A 19,136-nucleotide genomic window follows, 5' to 3' on the forward strand; every position below is an offset into this window, starting at 1 on the left:
CGATTGCCCCGAACGGCCGACCCGCCGCGACGATCCACCGATTCATGGACTTGTTGATCCGGATTTCCGGTACACAGCGCTGATGGCGGATAACGTTCCGTCATGACCGCACCGCTCACGCTCCACCCGGCACACACCGCCCTCGTGCTGGTCGACCTGATGGACCGCATCGTCGCCCTGCCCCTGGAGCCCCGCAAGGGCACCGAAGTCCTCGTGGCCTGCGAGGAGTTGGCGGCGGCCTTCCGTTCCTCCGGCGCCACCGTCGTCCTGGTCCGCGTCGAACGCCCCGGCGTCGCCGAGCAACCGGCCGGCAGCGGTCTGGCGGGCGGCCTGCTGCGGGACGGTGACATCGAGATCGTGAAGCGCACCATCGGCGGCTTCCAGGGCACCGGACTGGACGACCGCCTGCGTGAACGCGGCATCCGTACGCTGGTGTTCGGCGGTATCGCCACCAACCTGGGCGTCGAGTCCACCGCCCGCGCGGCCGGCGACCTCGGTTACGACCTGGTCTTCGTCGAGGACGCGATGACGGCGTTCACGGCGGCCGAGCACGACGCGTCGGTACGGCTCGACTTCCCGCGGCTGGGCACCGTGGTGCGAGCGGCACAGCTGCGCCTGACGGGCCGTCAGGGCTAACGGCGGGGCCCACCACGGCGCAGGGGGCGCTCCCCGCCGATGGGGCCCCGCCGCCGTGTCGCGGGGAGCCTGTCAGGCCTGGGCGGCCGCGGTCCGCAGGGCCAGCCGGTGTTCGCCCGCGTACACGTTCATGGAGCTTCCCCGCAGGAAGCCCACCAGCGTCAGTCCCGTCTCCGCCGCCAGGTCCACCGCCAGCGAGGAGGGCGCCGAGACCGCCGCGAGCACCGGGATCCCGGCCATCACGGCCTTCTGCGCCAGCTCGAAACTGGCCCGTCCCGAAACCAGCAGGATCGACCGGGACAGCGGGAGGTCCCCGTTCTGAAGGGCGCGGCCCACCAGCTTGTCGACCGCGTTGTGCCGGCCCACGTCCTCCCGTATGTCCAGCAGCTCGCCCTCCTCGGTGAACAGGGCCGCCGCGTGCAGGCCCCCGGTCCGGTCGAAGACCCGCTGGGCCTCGCGCAGCCGGTCGGGGAGGCCGGCGAGCAGTGCGGGGTCGACCCGGACCGGGGGAGTGTCGGCGATCGGCCAGCGGGCCGTCGTACGGACGGCGTCCAGTGACGCCTTGCCGCACAGCCCGCAGGACGACGTCGTGTACACGTTCCGTTCGAGGGTGATGTCGGGGACGGTCACTCCCGGCGCCGTCCGCACGTCCACCACGTTGTAGGTGTTCGACCCGTCCACCGTGGCGCCCGCGCAGTACACGATGTTCTGGAGGTCATCCGCCTCCGCGAGCACCCCCTCGCTCACCAGGAACCCGGCCGCGAGCGCGAAGTCGTCACCCGGTGTGCGCATCGTGATCGCCAGCGGCTTGCCGTTGAGCCTGATCTCCAGGGGTTCCTCGGCGACGAGTGTGTCCGGCCGGGTGGAGACGGCTCCGTCCCGGATCCGGATCACCTTGCGTCGTTCCGTGACTCGTCCCATGTCCTGTCTCAGTCCCGGTTCTGTACGTGCTGATAGCCGAAACGGCCCTTGATGCAGAGGTTGCCGTGGGTCACCGGGTTGTCGTGCGGTGACGTGACCTTCACGATCTCATTGTCCTGCACATGGAGCGTGAGGTTGCAGCCCACTCCGCAGTACGCGCACACGGTCGTCGTCTCGGTCTGCGCGCTCTGGTCCCACGTACCCGCCGCCCGCATGTCGAACTCCGACTTGAACGACAGCGCCCCCGTCGGGCACACCTCGATGCAGTTCCCGCAGTACACGCACGCCGAGTCGGTCAGCGGCGCGTCGTGCTCCACCGCGATCCGCGCGTCGAAGCCGCGACCCGCGACCGAGATCGCGAAGCTGTTCTGCCACTGGTCGCCGCACGCGTCGACGCACTTGTAGCAGAGGATGCACTTGTCGTAGTCCCGCACATACAGATCGTTGTCGACCTTCGGCTCCTCGTTCAGCCGTGCCGCGTCCGGGCCGAAGCGGTCCGGTTTCGCCTCGTACTCCTTGATCCACTCGGCGACCCGCGGGGTCGTCGAGAGGTCCACGGACGAGGCGAGCAGTTCGAGCACGATCTTGCGGCTGTGCCGGGCGCGCTCGGTGTCCGTGCGCACCTCCATACCGGCCTCGGCCTTGCGCGAACAGGCCGGGACCAGCGTGCGTGCCCCCTCGACCTCGACGACACACACCCGGCAGGCGTTCTTGGGCCTGAGGGTGTCGCCCTCGCACAGGGTCGGCACGTCCTTCCCGGCGGCCCGGCAGGCGTCCAGGATCGTGGAGCCCTCCGTCGTGCGCACGGGCTCCCCGTCGATCGTGAATTCCAGCAGCCGGCGCGGGATCCCCAGCGGTACCACGGTCATTCGTACGCCCCCAGACGGTCGATGGCGGATTCCACGGCGTTCCACGCGGTCTGTCCGAGACCGCAGATCGAGGCGTCCCGCATCGCGCGGCCGACCTCCCTGAGCAGGGCGATGTCATCGGCGGCCGCCGCACCCGTGCGTTCGGCGATCCGGTGCAGCGCCTCCTCCTGCCGTACCGTCCCGACCCGGCACGGCACGCACTGTCCGCACGACTCGTCGCGGAAGAACTCGGCGATCCGCAGCAGCAGCCGGGGCAGCGGGACGGTGTCGTCGAAGGCCATGACCACGCCGGAACCGAGCGTCGTGCCCGCCTCGCGGGTGCCCTCGAAGGTGAGCGGGATGTCCAGCTCGTCGGGCCGGACGAAGCCACCCGCGGCGCCCCCGAGCAGGACCGCCCGCAGCCCGTCCCGGACCCCGGCCAGCTCCAGCAGCTCACCGAGCGTCGCGCCGAACGGGAGCTCGTAGATACCGGGCCGCACCACGCTCCCGGACACGCAGAACAGCTTCGGCCCGGTGGACCGCTCCGTCCCGATCGCCGCGTACGCCGGTGCGCCCATGGTCAGGATCGGCAGTACGTTGACCAGCGTCTCCACGTTGTTCTCGACCGTCGGCTTGCCGAAGAGGCCCTTCTCCACCGGGAACGGCGGCTTGGAGCGGGGTTCGCCCCGGTAGCCCTCGATGGAGTTGAAGAGGGCTGTCTCCTCGCCGCAGATGTAGGCCCCCGCCCCCCGCCTGATCTCGATGTCGAAGGCGTACCCCTGGCCGAGGACGTCGTCCCCGAGCAGCCCGCGCGCCCGTGCCTGGGCGAGGGCGTGTTCCATGCGGTGCAGGGCGCGCGGGTACTCGCCGCGCAGATACAGGTAGCCCTTGTGGGCCCCGGTCGCGTACGCCGCGACGGTCATCGCCTCGACCAGCGCGTACGGGTCGCCCTCCATGATCACGCGGTCCTTGAAGGTGCCCGGCTCTGATTCGTCGGCGTTGCAGACGACGTAGTGCGGATGGTCGGGCTGCGACGCCGTGGCCTGCCATTTGCGGCCGGTGGGGAAGGCGGCGCCGCCGCGCCCGACCAGGCCGGAGTCGCTGACCTCACGGATCACTCCGGCGGGACCGAGCTTGAAGGCCCGGCGCAGCGCGCTGTAGCCGCCGTGGGCGCGGTAGTCGTCCAGCGAGGACGGGTCGACCACGCCGACGCGGCCCAGCAGGGTCAACGAGGGATCGCCGGCCTGCGGCACCGCCATCATCGCGGGCGGCTCCTGCGGTGCCGAGTCCGGGGCGCTCGCGGCGAGGACGGCGTCGTGCACGGTCGCCGGCGCCGAGACCGCCGTACGCACCGGATCGCCGGCCTTGATCGCGAGCGCCGCCGGAGCCCGTTCGCACAGGCCCAGACACGGACTGCGTTCCACGCTCACCCCGCTGCCGAGGCCGAGGCGCGCCTCGATCCCGGCACACAGCTCGCTCGCCCCCGCGGCGGCGCACGCGAGGTCCGTGCACACGTGGAGCACGGTGGCGGGGCGGGGTTTGACCGAGAACATGGCGTAGAAGGTGGCCACGCCGTACGCCTCCGCCGGCGGCACCGTCAGCCGCCGGCAGAGGTAGTCGAGCGCGCCCTCGCTGATCCAGCCGATCCGGTCGTTGATCGCGTGCAGCCCCGGCAACAGCAGGTCGCGGCGGTCCCGGGCCTCGCGTCCGCCCCTGGCCCACCTCAGGTCGGCGTCCGAGCGGTCGGCGCCCTCCCAGGAGGACTCCGGCGGCCCCAACAAGGCGTCCACGGCCGCCCGTTCGTCGTCCGTCGGTTTGCTGTCGCCGAAGTGCAGGTCCACTTACGTCACCTCACGATGGTCGCGACGGGGAGCTTGTCGATCCGGATCGCCGACGCCTTGAACTCCGCCGTCCCCGCGATCGGGCAGTTCGCCTCGATCGTCAGCTGGTTGGTGTCCACCTCGTCGGGAAAGTGCATGGTCATGAAGGCGAGCCCAGGCCGCAGGGCGGTGTCGATCCACACCGGCGCGACCACCGAACCGCGCCGCGAGGTCACCTGGACCTCCTCGCCGACGACGACCCCGTACCGCTCGGCGTCCTCCGGGCTGATCTCCAGGTACTCGCCGCGCCGCAGCGGGGAGGCGAAACTCCCGGTCTGCACCCCGGTGTTGTACGAGTCGAGCCGCCTTCCGGTGGTGAGCCGCACCGGGTACTGCTCGTCGGTGAGGTCGACCGGCGGATCGTGCTGGACGATCCCGAACGGCGCCGGCACGCCCCGCTCGGCCGGGTCGGCCTCCCAGAGCCGGCCGTGCAGATAGGTCGGTTCCAGCCCGTCGGTGCTCGGGCACGGCCACTGGATGCCCTGATGGTCGTCCAGTCGCTGGTACGTCATCCCGTAGTGGTCCGGGGAGACCGAGCGCAGTTCGTTCCAGACGGCCTCGGAGTCGGCGTACTTCCACTCGTGGCCGAGCCGTGCCGCCAGCTCGCAGATGATGTCGATGTCCTCGCGCGCCTCACCGGGCGGGGTGACCGCCCGCCGCACCCGCTGCACCCGCCGTTCGCTGTTGGTCGTGGTGCCCTCGGTCTCCGCCCACCCGGCGGTGGCGGGGAGGACGACGTCCGCCAGCTCGGCCGTCTTCGTCAGGAAGATGTCCTGGACGACGAGGAAGTCCAGCTGCCGCATCCGCCGTACGGCCTGCTCGCTGTCCGCCTCGGACTGCGCCGGGTTCTCGCCGATGCAGTAGACGGCCTTCAGCTCGCCCTCCTCCATCGCCTCGAACATCTCGGTGAGGTTGAGGCCGTAGTGGGGCTGGATCACCGTGTCCCAGGCCGACTCGAACTTGAGCCGGGTGTCGGGGTCGAGGATGTCCTGGAAGCCGGGCAGCCGGTTGGGGATCGCGCCCATGTCGCCGCCGCCCTGGACGTTGTTCTGTCCGCGCAGGGGCTGGAGCCCGCTGCCGTAGCGGCCCACGTGGCCGGTCAGCAGCGACAGGTTGATCAGCGCCCGGACGTTGTCGGTGCCGTTGTGGTGCTCGGTGATCCCGAGGGTCCAGCACAGCTGGGCGCGCTCGGCGCGAGCGTAGGCGTGCGCCAACTCGCGGATGGCTGCGGCCGGTACGCCCGTCACCTTCTCCGCGAGCGACAGCGTCCACGGCTCCACCAGCGCCTTGTACTCCTCGAAGCCGCTGGTCGCCCGCTCGATGAACGCCTCGTTCGCGAGGCCCGCGTGGATGATCTCGCGGCCGATCGCGTGCGCCATCGGGATGTCGGTGCCGACGTTCAGCCCCATCCAGCTCTCCGCCCACTCGGCGGTGGAGGTGCGGCGCGGGTCGACGGCGTACATCCGGGCGCCGTTCCTGATGCCCTTCAGCACGTGCTGGAAGAAGATCGGGTGCGCGAAGCGGGCGTTGGAGCCCCACATCACGATGACGTCGGTGTGCTCGATCTCCTCGTAGGAGGAGGTGCCGCCGCCCGAGCCGAACGCGGCCGAGAGTCCGGCGACGCTCGGGGCGTGACATGTCCGGTTGCAGGAGTCGACGTTGTTGGTGCCCATCACGACGCGGGCGAACTTCTGCGCCACGTAGTTCATCTCGTTGGTCGCGCGGGCGCAGCTGAACATGCCGAAGGCGCCGCGTCCGCGTTCGAGCCCGCGGGCCGCCCGGTCCAGCGCCTCCTCCCAGCTCGCCGTCCGGAAGGGCTCGTCGCGGGAGTCCCGTACCAGCGGGTGCGTCAGCCGGGTGTAGGTCTTCGGTTGCCGTTTCCTCATACGACGCTCCTCATGCGGCGCTCCTCAGTGCGAGCAGGTCCGAGATGGCGTGCACGGTGCGCAGGGTGGGCACCTGGACGCCGGTGATCTCCGCCAACTCGACGACCGCCGCGAGCAGTACGTCGAGTTCGAGCGGCTTGCCGCGCTCCAGGTCCTGGAGCGTGGAGGTGCGGTGGTCGCCGACCTTCTCGGCGCCCGCGAGCCGGCGCTCGATGGAGACGCCGACCTCGCAGCCGAGGGCCTCGGCCACCGCGAGCGTCTCGGTCATCATGATCTCGATGACCTTGCGGGTGCCGCCGTGCAGGCACATCTGCCGCATGGTGGCGCGGGCCAGCGCGCTGATCGGGTTGAAGGAGATGTTGCCGAGCAGCTTGAGCCAGATGTCGTTGCGCAGGTCGGGTTCGACCGGGCACTTGAGGCCGCCCGCGATCATGGCCTCGCTGAAGTCCAGACAGCGCCTGGACACGCTGCGGTCGGGCTCGCCGATGGAGAACCTGGTGCCCTCCAAGTGGCGTACCACACCGGGGCCTTCGAGCTCGGTGGCGGCGTAGACCACGCAGCCGATGGCCCGTTCGGGCGCGAGTACCGCGCTGACCGTGCCGCCGGGGTCCACGCTCTCGACGCGGTGGCCTTCGTGCGGGCCGCCGTGCCGGTGGAAGTACCACCAGGGGATGCCGTTCTGGGCGGCCACGACCGCCGTGCCGTCGTGCAGCAGGGGCTCGATCAGCGGCCCGCACGCCGCGTACGAGTTGGCCTTCAGACCCAGGAAGACGAAGTCCACCGGGCCGACTTCGGCCGGGTCGTCGGTGGCGTGGGCGCGGGCGGTGAAGTCGCCGCGCTGACTGAGCACCCGCACCCCGTGCTGCCTCATGGCCGCGAGATGCGGTCCACGGGCGATGAGATGCACGTCGGCGCCGGCGCGATGCAGCGCGGCTCCGACGTAGGCGCCGATGGCACCGGCGCCGAGGACTGCAACTTTCACTTCGGAACGCTCCGTTCGGTCGAGGGAGTACCGCGGAGTGGCTGGGAAGTTGTGCCCGAACAGGTCGATTCTCGTCGACTGAATATTGTCTACAGTATGGATACAGGGTCAGCAAGAGTTCGCGCACGGGCTTGGGGAAGGCTTTCCGGACGGTGTTCGACCGTTCGTCGCGTCCTGCATACCGCTCACCGCATACGGTCGACGTGCCGCCTTCTCAACTCCCGTGGTCGTCCCTACCGTTCGGGATCATGAGTCCACCGCTCGCACCCCCGGGATGGAGCCGCTGGCTGGTTCCGCCCGCCGCTCTGTCGGTCCATCTGTCCATCGGCCAGGCCTACGCGTGGAGCGTGTTCAAGCCGCCGCTCGAATCCGCGCTCGGCCTCAGCGGCACACAGAGCGCCCTGCCGTTCCAGCTCGGCATCGTCATGCTCGGTCTGTCGGCCGCGTTCGGCGGCACGCTGGTGGAACGCAACGGCCCGCGCTGGGCCATGACCGTCGCCCTGATCTGCTTCTCGTCCGGCTTCCTGCTCTCCGCCCTCGGCGCGGCCACCGAGCAGTACTGGCTGATCGTCCTCGGCTACGGCTTCGTCGGCGGCATCGGCCTGGGCATCGGCTACATCTCGCCGGTCTCCACCCTGATCAAGTGGTTCCCCGACCGGCCCGGCATGGCCACCGGCATCGCCATCATGGGCTTCGGCGGCGGCGCGCTCATCGCCTCGCCCTGGTCGGCGCAGATGCTGGAGTCGTTCGGCAGCGACAGCTCCGGGATCGCCCTGGCGTTCCTGGTGCACGGGCTGTCGTACGCCGTCTTCATGCTGCTCGGGGTGCTGCTGGTCCGGGTGCCGCGCACCGAGAAGCCGGTCGGCGACGGGCCCGGCGCCTTCGACGGACCGCAGGTCTCCGCCCGCGACGCCGTGCGCACACCGCAGTTCTGGTGTCTGTGGGTGGTGCTCTGCATGAACGTGACCGCGGGCATCGGCATCCTGGAGAAGGCCGCGCCGATGATCACGGACTTCTTCGCGAACACCTCCACACCGGTGTCGGTGTCGGCCGCGGCCGGTTTCGTCGCCCTGCTGTCCGCCGCCAACATGGCCGGCCGGATCGGCTGGTCGTCGACCTCCGACCTGATCGGGCGCAAGAACATCTACCGGGTGTACCTGGGGGTGGGCGCGCTGATGTACGGCCTGATCGCGCTCGCCGGCGACTCCTCGAAGCCCCTGTTCATCCTGTGCGCGCTGGTGATCCTCTCCTTCTACGGCGGCGGCTTCGCCACCGTCCCCGCCTATCTGAAGGACCTCTTCGGGACCTACCAGGTGGGCGCCATCCATGGGCGGCTGCTCACCGCCTGGTCCACGGCCGGAGTGCTCGGACCGCTGATCGTGAACTGGATCGCCGACCGGCAGGAGGAGGCGGGCAAGAGTGGCTCGGCCCTGTACACGATGTCCCTGTTCATCATGATCGGGCTGCTGGCCGTGGGCTTCGTCGCCAACGAGCTCGTCCGGCCCGTGCACCCGCGTCATCACGTGCCCGTCCCGGCGCAGAGGGAGAAGGAGGCCGCTGATGTCCAGCGACAGCAGTCAGAGTCCGCCTAGCCGGCGCGGGCTGATCGCCTTCGCCTGGGTGTGGGTGGGGCTGCCGCTCGCGTACGGGCTCTACGAACTCGTACAGAAGGCGACGCAGCTGTTCACCGGGTAGGTGTTCGGGAGTTGTTCGGGCGTCCGAGGGTCTGAGGGAAGCCGACAATACGGGCGCCTGTTTCCTGTGGCATCACGTGCCGCCCTACCCGTGAGTCACTGATCAGACTGGTGAATCCCGCTACCCGAGGTCCGAGGGGGATCACCATCGATGAACGGCTCGCGCATCGCCGCCGTCGGCCACTATCAACCCGCCAGGGTCCTCACCAACGAGGAGCTGGCGGGCATGGTCGACACCAGTGACGAGTGGATCACCACCCGGGTGGGCATCCGCACCCGGCACATCGCCGGCCCCGACGAGCCGGTCGACGAGCTCGCCGGCCACGCCGCCGCCAAGGCCCTCGCGGCGGCGGGACTCGCGCCCGGCGACATCGACCTGGTCCTGGTCGCCACCTCCACCGCCATCGACCGCTCCCCGAACATGGCCGCCCGGGTCGCGGCCCGGCTCGGCATCCCCTCGCCCGCCGCGATGGACGTCAACGTCGTCTGCGCGGGCTTCACCCACGCGCTGGCCACCGCCGACCATGCCGTGCGGGCGGGGGCCGCGGCCCGGGCGCTGGTGATCGGCGCCGACAAGATGTCCGACGTGACCGACTGGAGCGACCGCACGACCTGTGTGCTGGTCGGGGACGGGGCCGGCGCGGCCGTCGTGGAGGCGTCCGACGAGGCCCGGATCGGACCCGTGCTGTGGGGTTCGGTGCCCGAGATGGGGCACGCCGTGCGGATCGAGGGGCAGCCCGCGCGGTTCGCCCAGGAGGGGCAGAGCGTCTACCGCTGGGCGACCACACAGCTGCCGGCCATCGCCCGCCGGGCCTGTGAGAAGGCCGGCCTCGCCCCCGAGGACCTCGCCGGCGTCGTGCTGCACCAGGCCAACCTGCGCATCATCGAGCCCCTCGCCCTCAAGCTCGGCGCGGTCAACGCCGTGGTCGCCCGGGATGTGGCCGAGTCCGGGAACACCTCGGCGGCGAGCATTCCGCTGGCGCTGTCCAAGCTCGTGGAACAGGGGCGGATCTCGACCGGGGACCCGGTGCTGCTCTTCGGGTTCGGGGGGAACCTGTCCTACGCCGGGCAGGTCGTCCGCTGCCCCTGACGCCGGCGTGATGTGGCCAACTCCTCAGTGCCCTGGCCGTTGTGCGCCGTAGACTGTAGACGAAAGACAATTGATACTGGCTTTCCGTGACGGGTACCGGCCTTTCGTCACGTTCGGCCACGGGACGCAGTCGCCCGGCGTTCGCCCAGGAGGGGAACCGATGTTGTCGACAGGACTGCCGCAGGGTGCGGTGCCCAAGCTCGAACGGCCCGGCCCGCTGCGCGACCGCGTCTACGAGGCGCTCCTCGAACTCATCACGACCCGTGCCCTCCAGCCGGGCCAGCACCTGGTCGAGAGTGAACTGGCAGGTCACCTCGGCGTGTCGCGCCAGCCGGTGCGGGAGGCACTACAGCGGCTGAACACCGAGGGCTGGGTCGATCTGCGGCCCGCGCAGGGCGCGTTCGTGCACGAGCCGACGGAGGAGGAGGCCGACCAGCTCCTCACCGTGCGCACCCTGCTGGAGGCGGAGGCCGCCCGGCTCGCCGCCGCCCACGCCGACAGCGCCGGCATCAAGGCCCTGGAACAGCTGTGCGCGGAGGGCGAGGAGGCCGTCGCCGCCGACGACGTGGACGGCGCCGTCGCCCTGAACGCCCGCTTCCACGCGAAGATCATGGACCTCGCGGGCAACGCCGTCCTCGCCGAGCTGGCCGCACAGGTCGACCGCCGGGTCCGCTGGTACTACACCCCGGTCGCCCGCCAGCGCGGCCACCAGTCCTGGATCGAGCACCGGGGAATGATCGCCGCGATCACCGACCGGGACGAAGCGCGCGCGACCCAGCTGATGAGGGAGCACACCGAGCACACGCGGCGGTCGTATCACGCCCGGTCCGAGTCCTGAGCGACGCCGCGGTGTTCAGGGCCGCGGAGCCGCTCGGAGGTCAGGGCAGCATGGGGTTCCCCGTGGCGTCCGTGCGAGGGCTCGCGACCTGTACCCAGGTGCCCATCTCCCGCTGCTCGATCCGGGTGACCCTGGTGGCGAGCGCCTGGTCCCGGGTCGTGGCATCGGCGTACGGCTCCGCGCCCGTGTAGTACAGACGGCGTTCCGCCTCCACGGCCTCGCGGGCCTCGCTGAAACGCAGGTAGTCGTCCTGCCAGTGGAAGACCGACCGCAGACCGGTGATCACCACGACGACCCCGCCCAGGACGGCGGGCACCAAGGCGTTCCTGGACGAGACGACCGCCGAGACGGGGATCGCCGCGGAGACGAGCAGCAGCAGCGTCTCGGTCATGCGGAAGTAGCGGCGAGCCCTGACGGCGGCGTCGCGATACCAGGCGTACGACCCGTCGGCCACGCGCATGGCATAGCCGGGCTCGGTGTCGGGCGAGCCGCCGGAGCGCGGGGGCTCGGCCGTGGCGCCGGCGCCGGCCGCGTCCCGGGTCGGCACCGGTTCGTCGGACGAGGTTCCCTGAGCCATCCGCGCTCCCCCCAAAGCACTCCAGTCGGCAGGGAAAGGGTAGCCAACCAAGGCCCCGTCGCACCCCCTTGGCGCACAAGGACGATCAGCGGCAGATGCCGTACGTGGTCTTCCCGCTCGCTTCTTTGTCCTGTGAGTGGAGAAAGTCGACGGCAATCTCTGCGCAAGTTCTTCCCAGTACCGGCAGCCACTGCTACGTTCCCCTCGAAAGCAGGCCGCAGCATGTGGCCGAAACCCGGCGCGCTCAGGCCGATTGAGGCGGGGAGGGGCTCGTGAGACGTATGACGGCGCGACCCGCGAACGCCCATCAGGCCAAGCTGCTCCGGCTGTTGCGCGACGAGGGACCCAACTCCCGTGCCCAGCTGGGCGATCAGATCGACCTCTCGCGGTCCAAGCTGGCCGTGGAGGTGGACCGCCTGCTGGAGACGGGCCTGGTCGTGGCCGACGGACTCGCCGCCTCGCGCGGTGGGCGCCGCTCCCACAACGTGCGGCTCAACCCCGGGCTGCGCTTCCTCGGCGTCGACATCGGCGCGACCTCGGTCGACGTCGCCGTCACCAACGCCGAACTGGAGATCCTCGGCCACCTCAACCAGCCCATGGACGTCCGCGAGGGACCCGTCGCGGTCTTCGAGCAGGTCCTGTCCATGGCAGTGAAGTTGAGGGCCTCGGGACTCGCGGAGGGATACGACGGCGCCGGCATCGGCGTCCCCGGACCCGTCCGCTTCCCCGAGGGCGTCCCGGTCGCCCCGCCGATCATGCCGGGCTGGGACGGCTTCCCGGTGCGGGAGGCGCTCAGCCAGGACCTCGGCTGTCCGGTCATGGTCGACAACGACGTGAACCTCATGGCGATGGGGGAGCAGCACGCGGGCGTCGCACGGTCCGTGGGCGACTTCCTCTGCGTCAAGATCGGCACCGGCATCGGCTGCGGCATCGTCGCGGGCGGTGACGTCCACCGTGGGGTCACGGGCAGCGCGGGCGACATCGGGCACATCCAGGCCGTGCCCGACGGCCGCCCCTGCGCCTGCGGCAACCGCGGTTGTCTGGAAGCCCACTTCAGCGGGGCGGCCCTCGCCCGGGACGCCGTGGAGGCGGCCCAGCAGGGACTGTCGGAGGAACTCGCCTCGCGACTCGAGGCGAACGGCACCCTGACCGCCGTCGACGTCGCCGCCGCGGCCGCCGCGGGCGACGCCACCGCGCTCGACCTGATCCGCGAGGGCGGCAACCGCGTCGGCCAGGTCATCGCCGGACTCGTCAGCTTCTTCAACCCCGGCCTGGTGGTGATCGGCGGCGGGGTGACCGGACTCGGCCACAACCTGCTCGCCGCGATCCGCACCCAGGTCTACCGCCAGTCGCTGCCGCTCGCGACCGGCAACCTCCCCATCGTGCTGGGCGAGTTGGGCCCCACCGCCGGCGTCATCGGCGCGGCCCGCCTCATCAGCGACCACCTGTTCTCACCCGCGTAAGTCACCGGCTCCACCCGGCTCACCAGTACGGCCCCCGCCTCGCCCTGCTCTGCCTCGAAACTGCTCTGCCCTGAACCTGTTCCGCCCTGAATCTGTTCTGCCCTGAAACCGGCCCGCACGCCCGCCAAGGGGACCTCATGGCACCAGAACCACCCCTGCTCAGCATGTCCGGGATCACCAAGTCGTTCCCCGGAGTCCGCGCCCTCGACGGCGTCGACCTCGACGTCCAGGCCGGTGAAGTGCACTGCCTGCTCGGCCAGAACGGCGCCGGCAAGTCCACCCTCATCAAGGTCCTCGCCGGCGCCCACCAGCCCGACACCGGCACCATCCGCTGGCGCGGCGACGAGGTCACCCTCCGCTCGCCGATCGCCGCGATGCGCCTGGGCATCGCCACCATCTACCAGGAACTCGACCTGGTCGAGCACCTGTCGGTGGCCGAGAACGTCCACCTCGGCCATGAACCCACCACCGCCGGTTTCGTCGTACGCGGAAAAGCCGCGCGGGCATCGACGGCCCAGCTCCTCAAGCGACTCGGACATCCCGAGATCGACCCCGGCCGTCTGGTCGGGGAGTTGTCGGCGGCCCAGCAGCAGATCGTCTCCATGGCCCGGGCGCTCTCCCACGACGTACGGCTGATCGTGATGGACGAACCGTCCGCCGCCCTGGACCCGGACGAGGTCGACAACCTCTTCCGCATCGTCGGCGATCTCACCGCCGAAGGTGTCGCCGTCGTCTACATCTCGCACCGCCTGGAGGAGATCCGCAGGATCGGCGACCGGGTGACCGTGCTCAAGGACGGGCGGGCCGTGGCCGGCGGGCTCCCGGCGAAGTCGACACCGACCCGGGACGTCGTGGCGATGATGACGGGCCGCAACGTCGAATACGTCTTCCCCGAGCGGCCCCTGAAGGACGCCACCGGCGGCGAGCCGCTGCTGGAGGTCCGAGGACTCGCCCGGGACGGGGAGTTCGAGTCCCTGGACCTGAGCGTGCGACCCGGCGAGATCGTCGGACTCGCCGGACTCGTGGGCTCGGGACGCTCCGAGATCCTGGAGACGATCTACGGCGCCCGCAAGCCCAGCGCCGGTCAGGTCCTCGTGGACGGGCGGGCGCTGAAGCCCGGCAGCGTGCGCGCCGCCGTGCGCGCGGGCCTCGGGCTCGCTCCCGAGGAACGCAAGGCGCAGGCCCTGCTGATGCTGGAGTCCGTCACCCGCAATGTGTCGGTGTCCTCCATGTCCCGCTTCTCCCGCGGCGGTTGGATCGACCGCTCCGCCGAACTGGGCGCGGCGCGCGCCGCCACCCGTGAGCTGTCGCTGCGGCCCGACAACCCGTCGGTGCCCGTGCGCACCCTCTCCGGCGGCAACCAGCAGAAGGCCGTCCTGGCCCGCTGGCTGCTGCGCGGCTGCCGGGTGCTGCTGCTCGACGAACCCACCCGCGGCGTCGACGTCGGCGCCCGCGCCGAGCTGTACGCCGTGGTCCGCCGGCTGGCCGACGAAGGCCTCGCCGTGCTCCTGGTCTCCAGTGAAGTGCCCGAAGTGCTGGGCCTCGCCGACCGCGTCCTGGTGCTGCGCGAGGGCCGTGTCGTGCACACGGCGCCCGCGCGTGAACTCGACGAACACCGTGTCCTCGACCTCGTCATGGAAGGAAGCCCGGCGTCATGACGCAGCACGCCTCTCCGCCCCGGGACAGCACCGGCAAGGTGCCGTCGGCCGGTGCGGCGCCCGCCTGGCGGGGCCTGATGGCCCGCGCCGACGTGCGCACCCTGTCCCTGCTCGGCGTCCTCGCCGCGCTGATCGTCATCGGCGGCATCACCAAACCGGACGAGTTCCTGGACACCCGCAACCTCCAACTCGTCCTCACTCAGGCGTCCGTGATCGGTGTCGTCACCGTCGGCATGACCTTCGTCATCATCTCCGGCGGCATCGACCTGTCCGTCGGCGCGATCGTCGCGCTGGCCTCGGTGTGGGCGACGACGGTGGCCACCCAGGAGTACGGCTTCGCCGGCATCCTCTTCACCGCCGTGATCGTCGGCGTGGGATGCGGGCTGGTCAACGGGGTGCTTATCGCGTACGGCTCGATGGTGCCGTTCATCGCGACCCTCGCCATGCTGGCCTCGGCCCGCGGACTGGCCCTCCAGATCACCGATGGCAAGACACAGATCGTCACCATTCCCTCAGTGCTGGACCTCGGCGAGCGCGACGCCTATGTGCTCGGCATCCCGCCGCTGGTCATGGTGTTCGCGGTCGTGACGATCATCGGCTGGCTGGTGCTGAACCGCACGACCTTCGGGCGGCGCTCGGTCGCCGTCGGCGGCAACGCCGAGGCGGCCCGGCTCGCCGGCATCGACGTCCGCCGCCAGCGGCTCTACCTCTACCTGCTGTCAGGGCTGTGCTGCGGAATCGCCGCCTTCCTGCTGATCATCCTGTCCGGCTCCGGCCAGAACACCAACGGCAACCTCTACGAACTCGACGCCATCGCCGCCGCGATCATCGGCGGCACCCTGCTCACCGGAGGCCGGGGCACCATCGTCGGCTCCGTGCTCGGTGTCCTGATCTTCACCACGATCACCAACATCTTCGCCCTGAACAACCTACAGAGCGACGTCCAGCAGATCGCCAAGGGCGCGATCATCGTCGCCGCCGTGCTGGTCCAGCGCCGTACCGCAAGCACGACCTGAGGAAAGGGTTCACCGTCATGCCAGAGCTCACCAGTCGCAGAGGGCTGCTGTTCGGGACCGCCGCCATAGGTGCCGGTGCCCTCCTCGTGGGTTGCACGAGCAACGAGTCCGATGACGAGCCGGCGGCCAACGACCAGCCGGCCGCCGACGACAAGCCCGGCAAGGCCGTCACCATCGGCTTCGCCGGACCGCAGGCCGACCACGGCTGGCTCAACGCGATCAACGACAACGCCAAGAGCCGGGCGAAGAAGTACTCGGACGTCACCCTGGAGATCACCGAGGGCTCCAACGACACCGCCGCCCAGATCGGCCAGATCGAGACCCTGATCAACAAGAAGGTCGACGTGCTGGTGGTGCTGCCCGCCGACGGCAAGGCGCTCACCCAGGTCGGCCTGAAGGCGATGCGCGCGGGCATCCCGGTCATCAACCTCGACCGGATCTTCAACACCCCGCAGGCGTACCGCTGCTGGATCGGCGGCGACAACTACGGCATGGGCCTCAACGCCGGGCACTACATCGGCGAGAAGCTCAAGGACAAGGCCGACGCCAAGGTCATCGAACTGGCCGGCCTGGACAACCTGGAGCTGACCAAGCAGCGCACCCAGGGCTTCGACGACGCCCTGAAGAACTACCCCAACATCAAGAAGGTGGCCCGCCAGGCGGCCGAGTTCACGGTCGAGTCCGGACAGGCCAAGATGGCGCAACTCCTCCAGGCCCAGTCCAAGTTCGACGCGCTGTGGAACCACGACGACGACCAGGGCGTGGGCGCGCTGCGCGCCATCGAGCAGGCAGGGCGCGACGACTTCCTGATGGTCGGCGGCGCCGGCGCCCTGTCCGCGTTCCAGGCGATCAAGCAGGACGACGGCGTCCTCAAGGCCACCGTCCTGTACCCGCCGACCATGGCCGCGTCCGCCATCGACCTGGCCCGTGCGCTGGGCCAGGGCAAGGGCGTCGGCGGCATGGCCGAGTTCGAGATCCCCGCGTCGATCACGCTCTACTCGGCGGTCGTCGACAAGACCAACGTCGACCAGTACATGTCCACGGGCTTCAAGTAAGGGGCAGCACCTTCGGATGCCGGTCGGCCCGGCGCCCCGGAACGGGCGCGGGGCCGACCCGGAAGGGGGCTGCGCGAGCGCGGTTCGATCACACCGGCGCAGCCGCCCCGAGACGGCGACCCCGGCACTCGGCGGCGCGCAGCCACCCGCGCCCCTCCGGAGGACACGGCCGGCCAACCCCCCACAGCGCACCGACGACGAGGAGGACCTCTTCATGGGACAGCCGCAACAGCCCGAAGCCGACGGCGGCACCGGGACGCCGGCACCCGGCACCCCGGAGAAGCCGCCGCTGCGCATCGGCATGGTCGGCTACGCCTTCATGGGCGCCGCCCACTCGCAGGGCTGGCGCACCGCGGGTCGTGTCTTCGACCTCCCTCGCGATCCGGTCCTGGCCGCGATCTGCGGGCGGGACGCGACGGCCGTGCACAAGGCCGCGCAGCGGCACGGCTGGGAGTCGGCGGAGACCGACTGGCGTGCGCTGATCGCGCGGGACGACATCGACCTCGTCGACATCTGCACCCCGGGCGACAGCCACGCCGAGATCGCACTCGCCGCGCTGGCCGCCGGCAAGCACGTCCTGTGCGAGAAGCCCCTCGCGAACACCGTCGAGGAGGCCGAGACCATGGCGGCCGCGGCCGACGAGGCCTACCGGCGGGGCCAGCTGGCGATGGTCGGCTTCAACTACCGCCGGGTGCCCGCCACCGCGCTGGCCCGCGACATGGTCGCCGAGGGCCGCCTCGGCAGCCTGCGGCACGTGCGGGTGACGTACCTTCAGGACTGGCTCGTGGACCCGGAGTTCCCCCTCACCTGGCGGCTGCGCAAGGAGCTCGCCGGATCGGGCGCGCTCGGCGACCTGGGCGCCCACATCATCGACTTGGCGCAGTACCTGGCGGGGGAGCGGCTCGGCGGAGTGTCCGCCCTGACGGAGACCTTCGTGCGGGAACGGCCGCTGCCGGGCGGCCCGACGAGCGGCCTGGCCGCCGTCTCCGCGAACGGGACCGGCCAGGTCACCGTCGACGACGCCGCCGTGTTCACCGGCCGCTTCCCGTCCGGCGCCCTCGCCTCCTTCGAGGCCACCCGCTACGCGACCGGCCGCAAGAACGCCCTGCGCATCGAACTCAACGGCTCGCAGGGGTCGCTCGCCTTCGACCTGGAGCGGCTCAACGAGCTCGCCTACCACGACGGCACGGAACCGGGGGCGCACGCCGGCTTCCGCCGCATCCTCGTCACCGAACCCGACCACCCCTACCTGGACGCCTGGTGGCCGCCGGGCCACGGCCTCGGCTACGAGCACACCTTCGTCCACCAGGCCCGCGATCTGGTCCACGCCATCGCCGAGGGCCGCCAGCCCGAGCCCTCCTTCGCCGACGGGCTCCAGGTCCAGCGCGTCCTCGCGGCGGTGGAGGAGAGCGCCGAGAAGAACTCCGTCTACACCCCGATAGCGGTCTGAGGAGGCTGACGCGCAATGCCGCGTACGTTCACGCTGTTCACCGGCCAGTGGGCCGACCTGCCGCTGGAGGAGGTCTGCCGGCTCGCCCGCGACTTCGGCTACGACGGGCTCGAACTCGCCTGCTGGGGCGACCACTTCGAGGTCGACAAGGCCCTGAGCGATCCCGCCTACGTCGAGTCGAGGCACCAGCTCCTGGACAAGTACGGCCTCAAGTGCTGGGCCATCTCCAACCACCTGGTCGGCCAGGCCGTCTGCGACGCCATCATCGACGAACGCCACCAGGCCATCCTGCCGGGCGAGGTGTGGGGCGACGGGGACCCGGAGGGGGTCCGGCAGCGTGCCGCCGCCCGTATGAAGGACACCGCGCGTGCCGCGGCCGCCTTCGGCGTCGACACCGTGATCGGCTTCACCGGCTCCGCGATCTGGCACCTCGTCGCCATGTTCCCGCCGGCGCCCGAGTCGATGATCGAGCGCGGCTATGAGGACTTCGCGACCCGCTGGAACCCCATCCTGGACGTCTTCGACGAAGAGGGCGTGCGGTTCGCGCACGAGGTCCATCCCAGCGAGATCGCCTACGACTACTGGACGACCTGGCGGGCCCTGGAGGCTGTCGGAGGCCGCCCCGCCTTCGGCTTGAACTTCGACCCGTCGCATTTCGTGTGGCAGGACCTCGACCCGGTCGGCTTCCTCTGGGACTTCCGCGACCGCATCTACCACGTCGACTGCAAGGAGGCCCGCAAACGCCTCGACGGCCGCAACGGCCGCCTCGGCTCCCATCTGCCGTGGGGCGACCCGCGCCGCGGCTGGGACTTCGTGTCCGCCGGGCACGGTGACGTCCCCTGGGAGGACGTCTTCCGGATGCTGCGCTCCATCGACTACAAAGGCCCGGTCTCCGTCGAGTGGGAGGACGCTGGCATGGACCGGCTCCAGGGCGCGCCTGAGGCGCTGACCCGTTTGAAGGCGTACGACTTCGAGCCGCCCAGCGCGTCCTTCGACGCGGCGTTCAACAGCTGAACCACGCACCCGGCGCAGGTCGGGGACGGGGACCGGCACTTCCGCCGGTCCCCTCTCAGACCTGCTCAGATCCCGCTTTGTCCTGTGTCGGGAGAAAGTTCAACCGAGTTCGACGCAAGGGGTGTTCG

Annotated in this window: 17 protein-coding genes; 11 read left to right on the forward strand and 6 right to left on the reverse strand. The window is 70.6% G+C overall.

Annotation, left to right across the window (positions count from 1 at the left end):
- Positions 1-102 precede the first annotated feature (102 nt).
- Positions 103-636, forward strand: a complete 534-nt coding sequence (locus ACIQWG_RS30640; protein WP_404101551.1) for an isochorismatase family protein — start codon at positions 103-105, stop codon at positions 634-636.
- A gap of 72 nt (positions 637-708) precedes the next feature.
- Here ACIQWG_RS30640 and fdhD read toward each other — a convergent pair whose 3' ends face one another.
- From fdhD to ACIQWG_RS30665, 5 genes are read right to left on the reverse strand one after another with little or no spacing between them, the layout of a single operon-like run.
- On the reverse strand, positions 709-1,557 hold the full coding sequence (gene fdhD / locus ACIQWG_RS30645; RefSeq protein WP_404101553.1) for a formate dehydrogenase accessory sulfurtransferase FdhD: 849 nt from the start codon (positions 1,555-1,557) through the stop codon (positions 709-711).
- An 8-nt stretch (positions 1,558-1,565) separates the two neighbouring features.
- Positions 1,566-2,426, reverse strand: a complete 861-nt coding sequence (locus ACIQWG_RS30650; RefSeq protein ID WP_404101555.1) for a 2Fe-2S iron-sulfur cluster-binding protein — start codon at positions 2,424-2,426, stop codon at positions 1,566-1,568.
- Complete coding sequence (locus ACIQWG_RS30655; protein ID WP_404101557.1) at positions 2,423-4,246, reverse strand: NAD(P)H-dependent oxidoreductase subunit E; 1,824 nt, start codon at positions 4,244-4,246, stop codon at positions 2,423-2,425. The genes ACIQWG_RS30650 and ACIQWG_RS30655 overlap by 4 nt, the downstream gene beginning before the upstream one ends.
- A gap of 5 nt (positions 4,247-4,251) precedes the next feature.
- A complete protein-coding gene (locus tag ACIQWG_RS30660) occupies positions 4,252-6,171 on the reverse strand; it encodes a molybdopterin oxidoreductase family protein (RefSeq protein WP_404101559.1) in 1,920 nt (639 codons plus the stop codon).
- Positions 6,172-6,181: 10 nt separating this feature from the next.
- Positions 6,182-7,153 (reverse strand): 2-dehydropantoate 2-reductase, encoded by a 972-nt coding sequence (locus ACIQWG_RS30665; RefSeq protein WP_404101561.1) that lies wholly within the window; start codon positions 7,151-7,153, stop codon positions 6,182-6,184.
- A gap of 248 nt (positions 7,154-7,401) precedes the next feature.
- Here ACIQWG_RS30665 and ACIQWG_RS30670 point away from each other — a divergent pair, with 248 nt between their 5' ends.
- The 4 genes from ACIQWG_RS30670 to ACIQWG_RS30685 all read left to right on the forward strand — a co-directional run bounded on the left by ACIQWG_RS30670 (position 7,402) and on the right by ACIQWG_RS30685 (position 10,775).
- Positions 7,402-8,745 (forward strand): OFA family MFS transporter, encoded by a 1,344-nt coding sequence (locus ACIQWG_RS30670; RefSeq protein WP_404101563.1) that lies wholly within the window; start codon positions 7,402-7,404, stop codon positions 8,743-8,745.
- Positions 8,714-8,848, forward strand: a complete 135-nt coding sequence (locus ACIQWG_RS30675) for a hypothetical protein (RefSeq protein ID WP_404101565.1) — start codon at positions 8,714-8,716, stop codon at positions 8,846-8,848. Before ACIQWG_RS30670 ends, ACIQWG_RS30675 begins: the two co-directional genes overlap by 32 nt.
- A gap of 150 nt (positions 8,849-8,998) precedes the next feature.
- A complete protein-coding gene (locus tag ACIQWG_RS30680) occupies positions 8,999-9,937 on the forward strand; it encodes a beta-ketoacyl-ACP synthase III (RefSeq protein WP_404101567.1) in 939 nt (312 codons plus the stop codon).
- Positions 9,938-10,097: 160 nt separating this feature from the next.
- Positions 10,098-10,775, forward strand: a complete 678-nt coding sequence (locus ACIQWG_RS30685; RefSeq protein ID WP_404101569.1) for a GntR family transcriptional regulator — start codon at positions 10,098-10,100, stop codon at positions 10,773-10,775.
- 40 nt (positions 10,776-10,815) lie between these two features.
- Here the strand turns inward: ACIQWG_RS30685 and ACIQWG_RS30690 are convergent, their stop codons facing one another.
- On the reverse strand, positions 10,816-11,352 hold the full coding sequence (locus tag ACIQWG_RS30690; RefSeq protein WP_404101571.1) for a DUF4231 domain-containing protein: 537 nt from the start codon (positions 11,350-11,352) through the stop codon (positions 10,816-10,818).
- A gap of 281 nt (positions 11,353-11,633) precedes the next feature.
- On the opposite strand from ACIQWG_RS30690, the gene ACIQWG_RS30695 reads away from it, so the two are divergent.
- From ACIQWG_RS30695 to ACIQWG_RS30720, 6 genes are all read left to right on the forward strand, one after another.
- On the forward strand, positions 11,634-12,815 hold the full coding sequence (locus ACIQWG_RS30695; RefSeq protein ID WP_404101835.1) for an ROK family transcriptional regulator: 1,182 nt from the start codon (positions 11,634-11,636) through the stop codon (positions 12,813-12,815).
- Between the two features lie 137 nt (positions 12,816-12,952).
- Positions 12,953-14,473: a sugar ABC transporter ATP-binding protein gene (locus ACIQWG_RS30700; protein WP_404101573.1), complete on the forward strand. Its 1,521-nt coding sequence runs from the start codon at positions 12,953-12,955 to the stop codon at positions 14,471-14,473.
- Positions 14,470-15,489 carry an ABC transporter permease gene (locus ACIQWG_RS30705; RefSeq protein ID WP_404101575.1) on the forward strand — a complete coding sequence of 340 codons (1,020 nt, stop codon included), beginning with the start codon at positions 14,470-14,472 and terminating at the stop codon, positions 15,487-15,489. Before ACIQWG_RS30700 ends, ACIQWG_RS30705 begins: the two co-directional genes overlap by 4 nt.
- 17 nt (positions 15,490-15,506) lie before the next feature.
- On the forward strand, positions 15,507-16,544 hold the full coding sequence (locus tag ACIQWG_RS30710) for a substrate-binding domain-containing protein (protein WP_404101577.1): 1,038 nt from the start codon (positions 15,507-15,509) through the stop codon (positions 16,542-16,544).
- Between the two features lie 214 nt (positions 16,545-16,758).
- Positions 16,759-17,994: a Gfo/Idh/MocA family protein gene (locus ACIQWG_RS30715; protein ID WP_404101579.1), complete on the forward strand. Its 1,236-nt coding sequence runs from the start codon at positions 16,759-16,761 to the stop codon at positions 17,992-17,994.
- A 15-nt stretch (positions 17,995-18,009) separates the two neighbouring features.
- Positions 18,010-19,008 carry a sugar phosphate isomerase/epimerase family protein gene (locus ACIQWG_RS30720; protein WP_404101581.1) on the forward strand — a complete coding sequence of 333 codons (999 nt, stop codon included), beginning with the start codon at positions 18,010-18,012 and terminating at the stop codon, positions 19,006-19,008.
- Positions 19,009-19,136 lie beyond the last annotated feature (128 nt).

This window comes from Streptomyces sp. NPDC098781 (assembly GCF_044759995.1).
Taxonomy (GTDB): domain Bacteria; phylum Actinomycetota; class Actinomycetes; order Streptomycetales; family Streptomycetaceae; genus Streptomyces.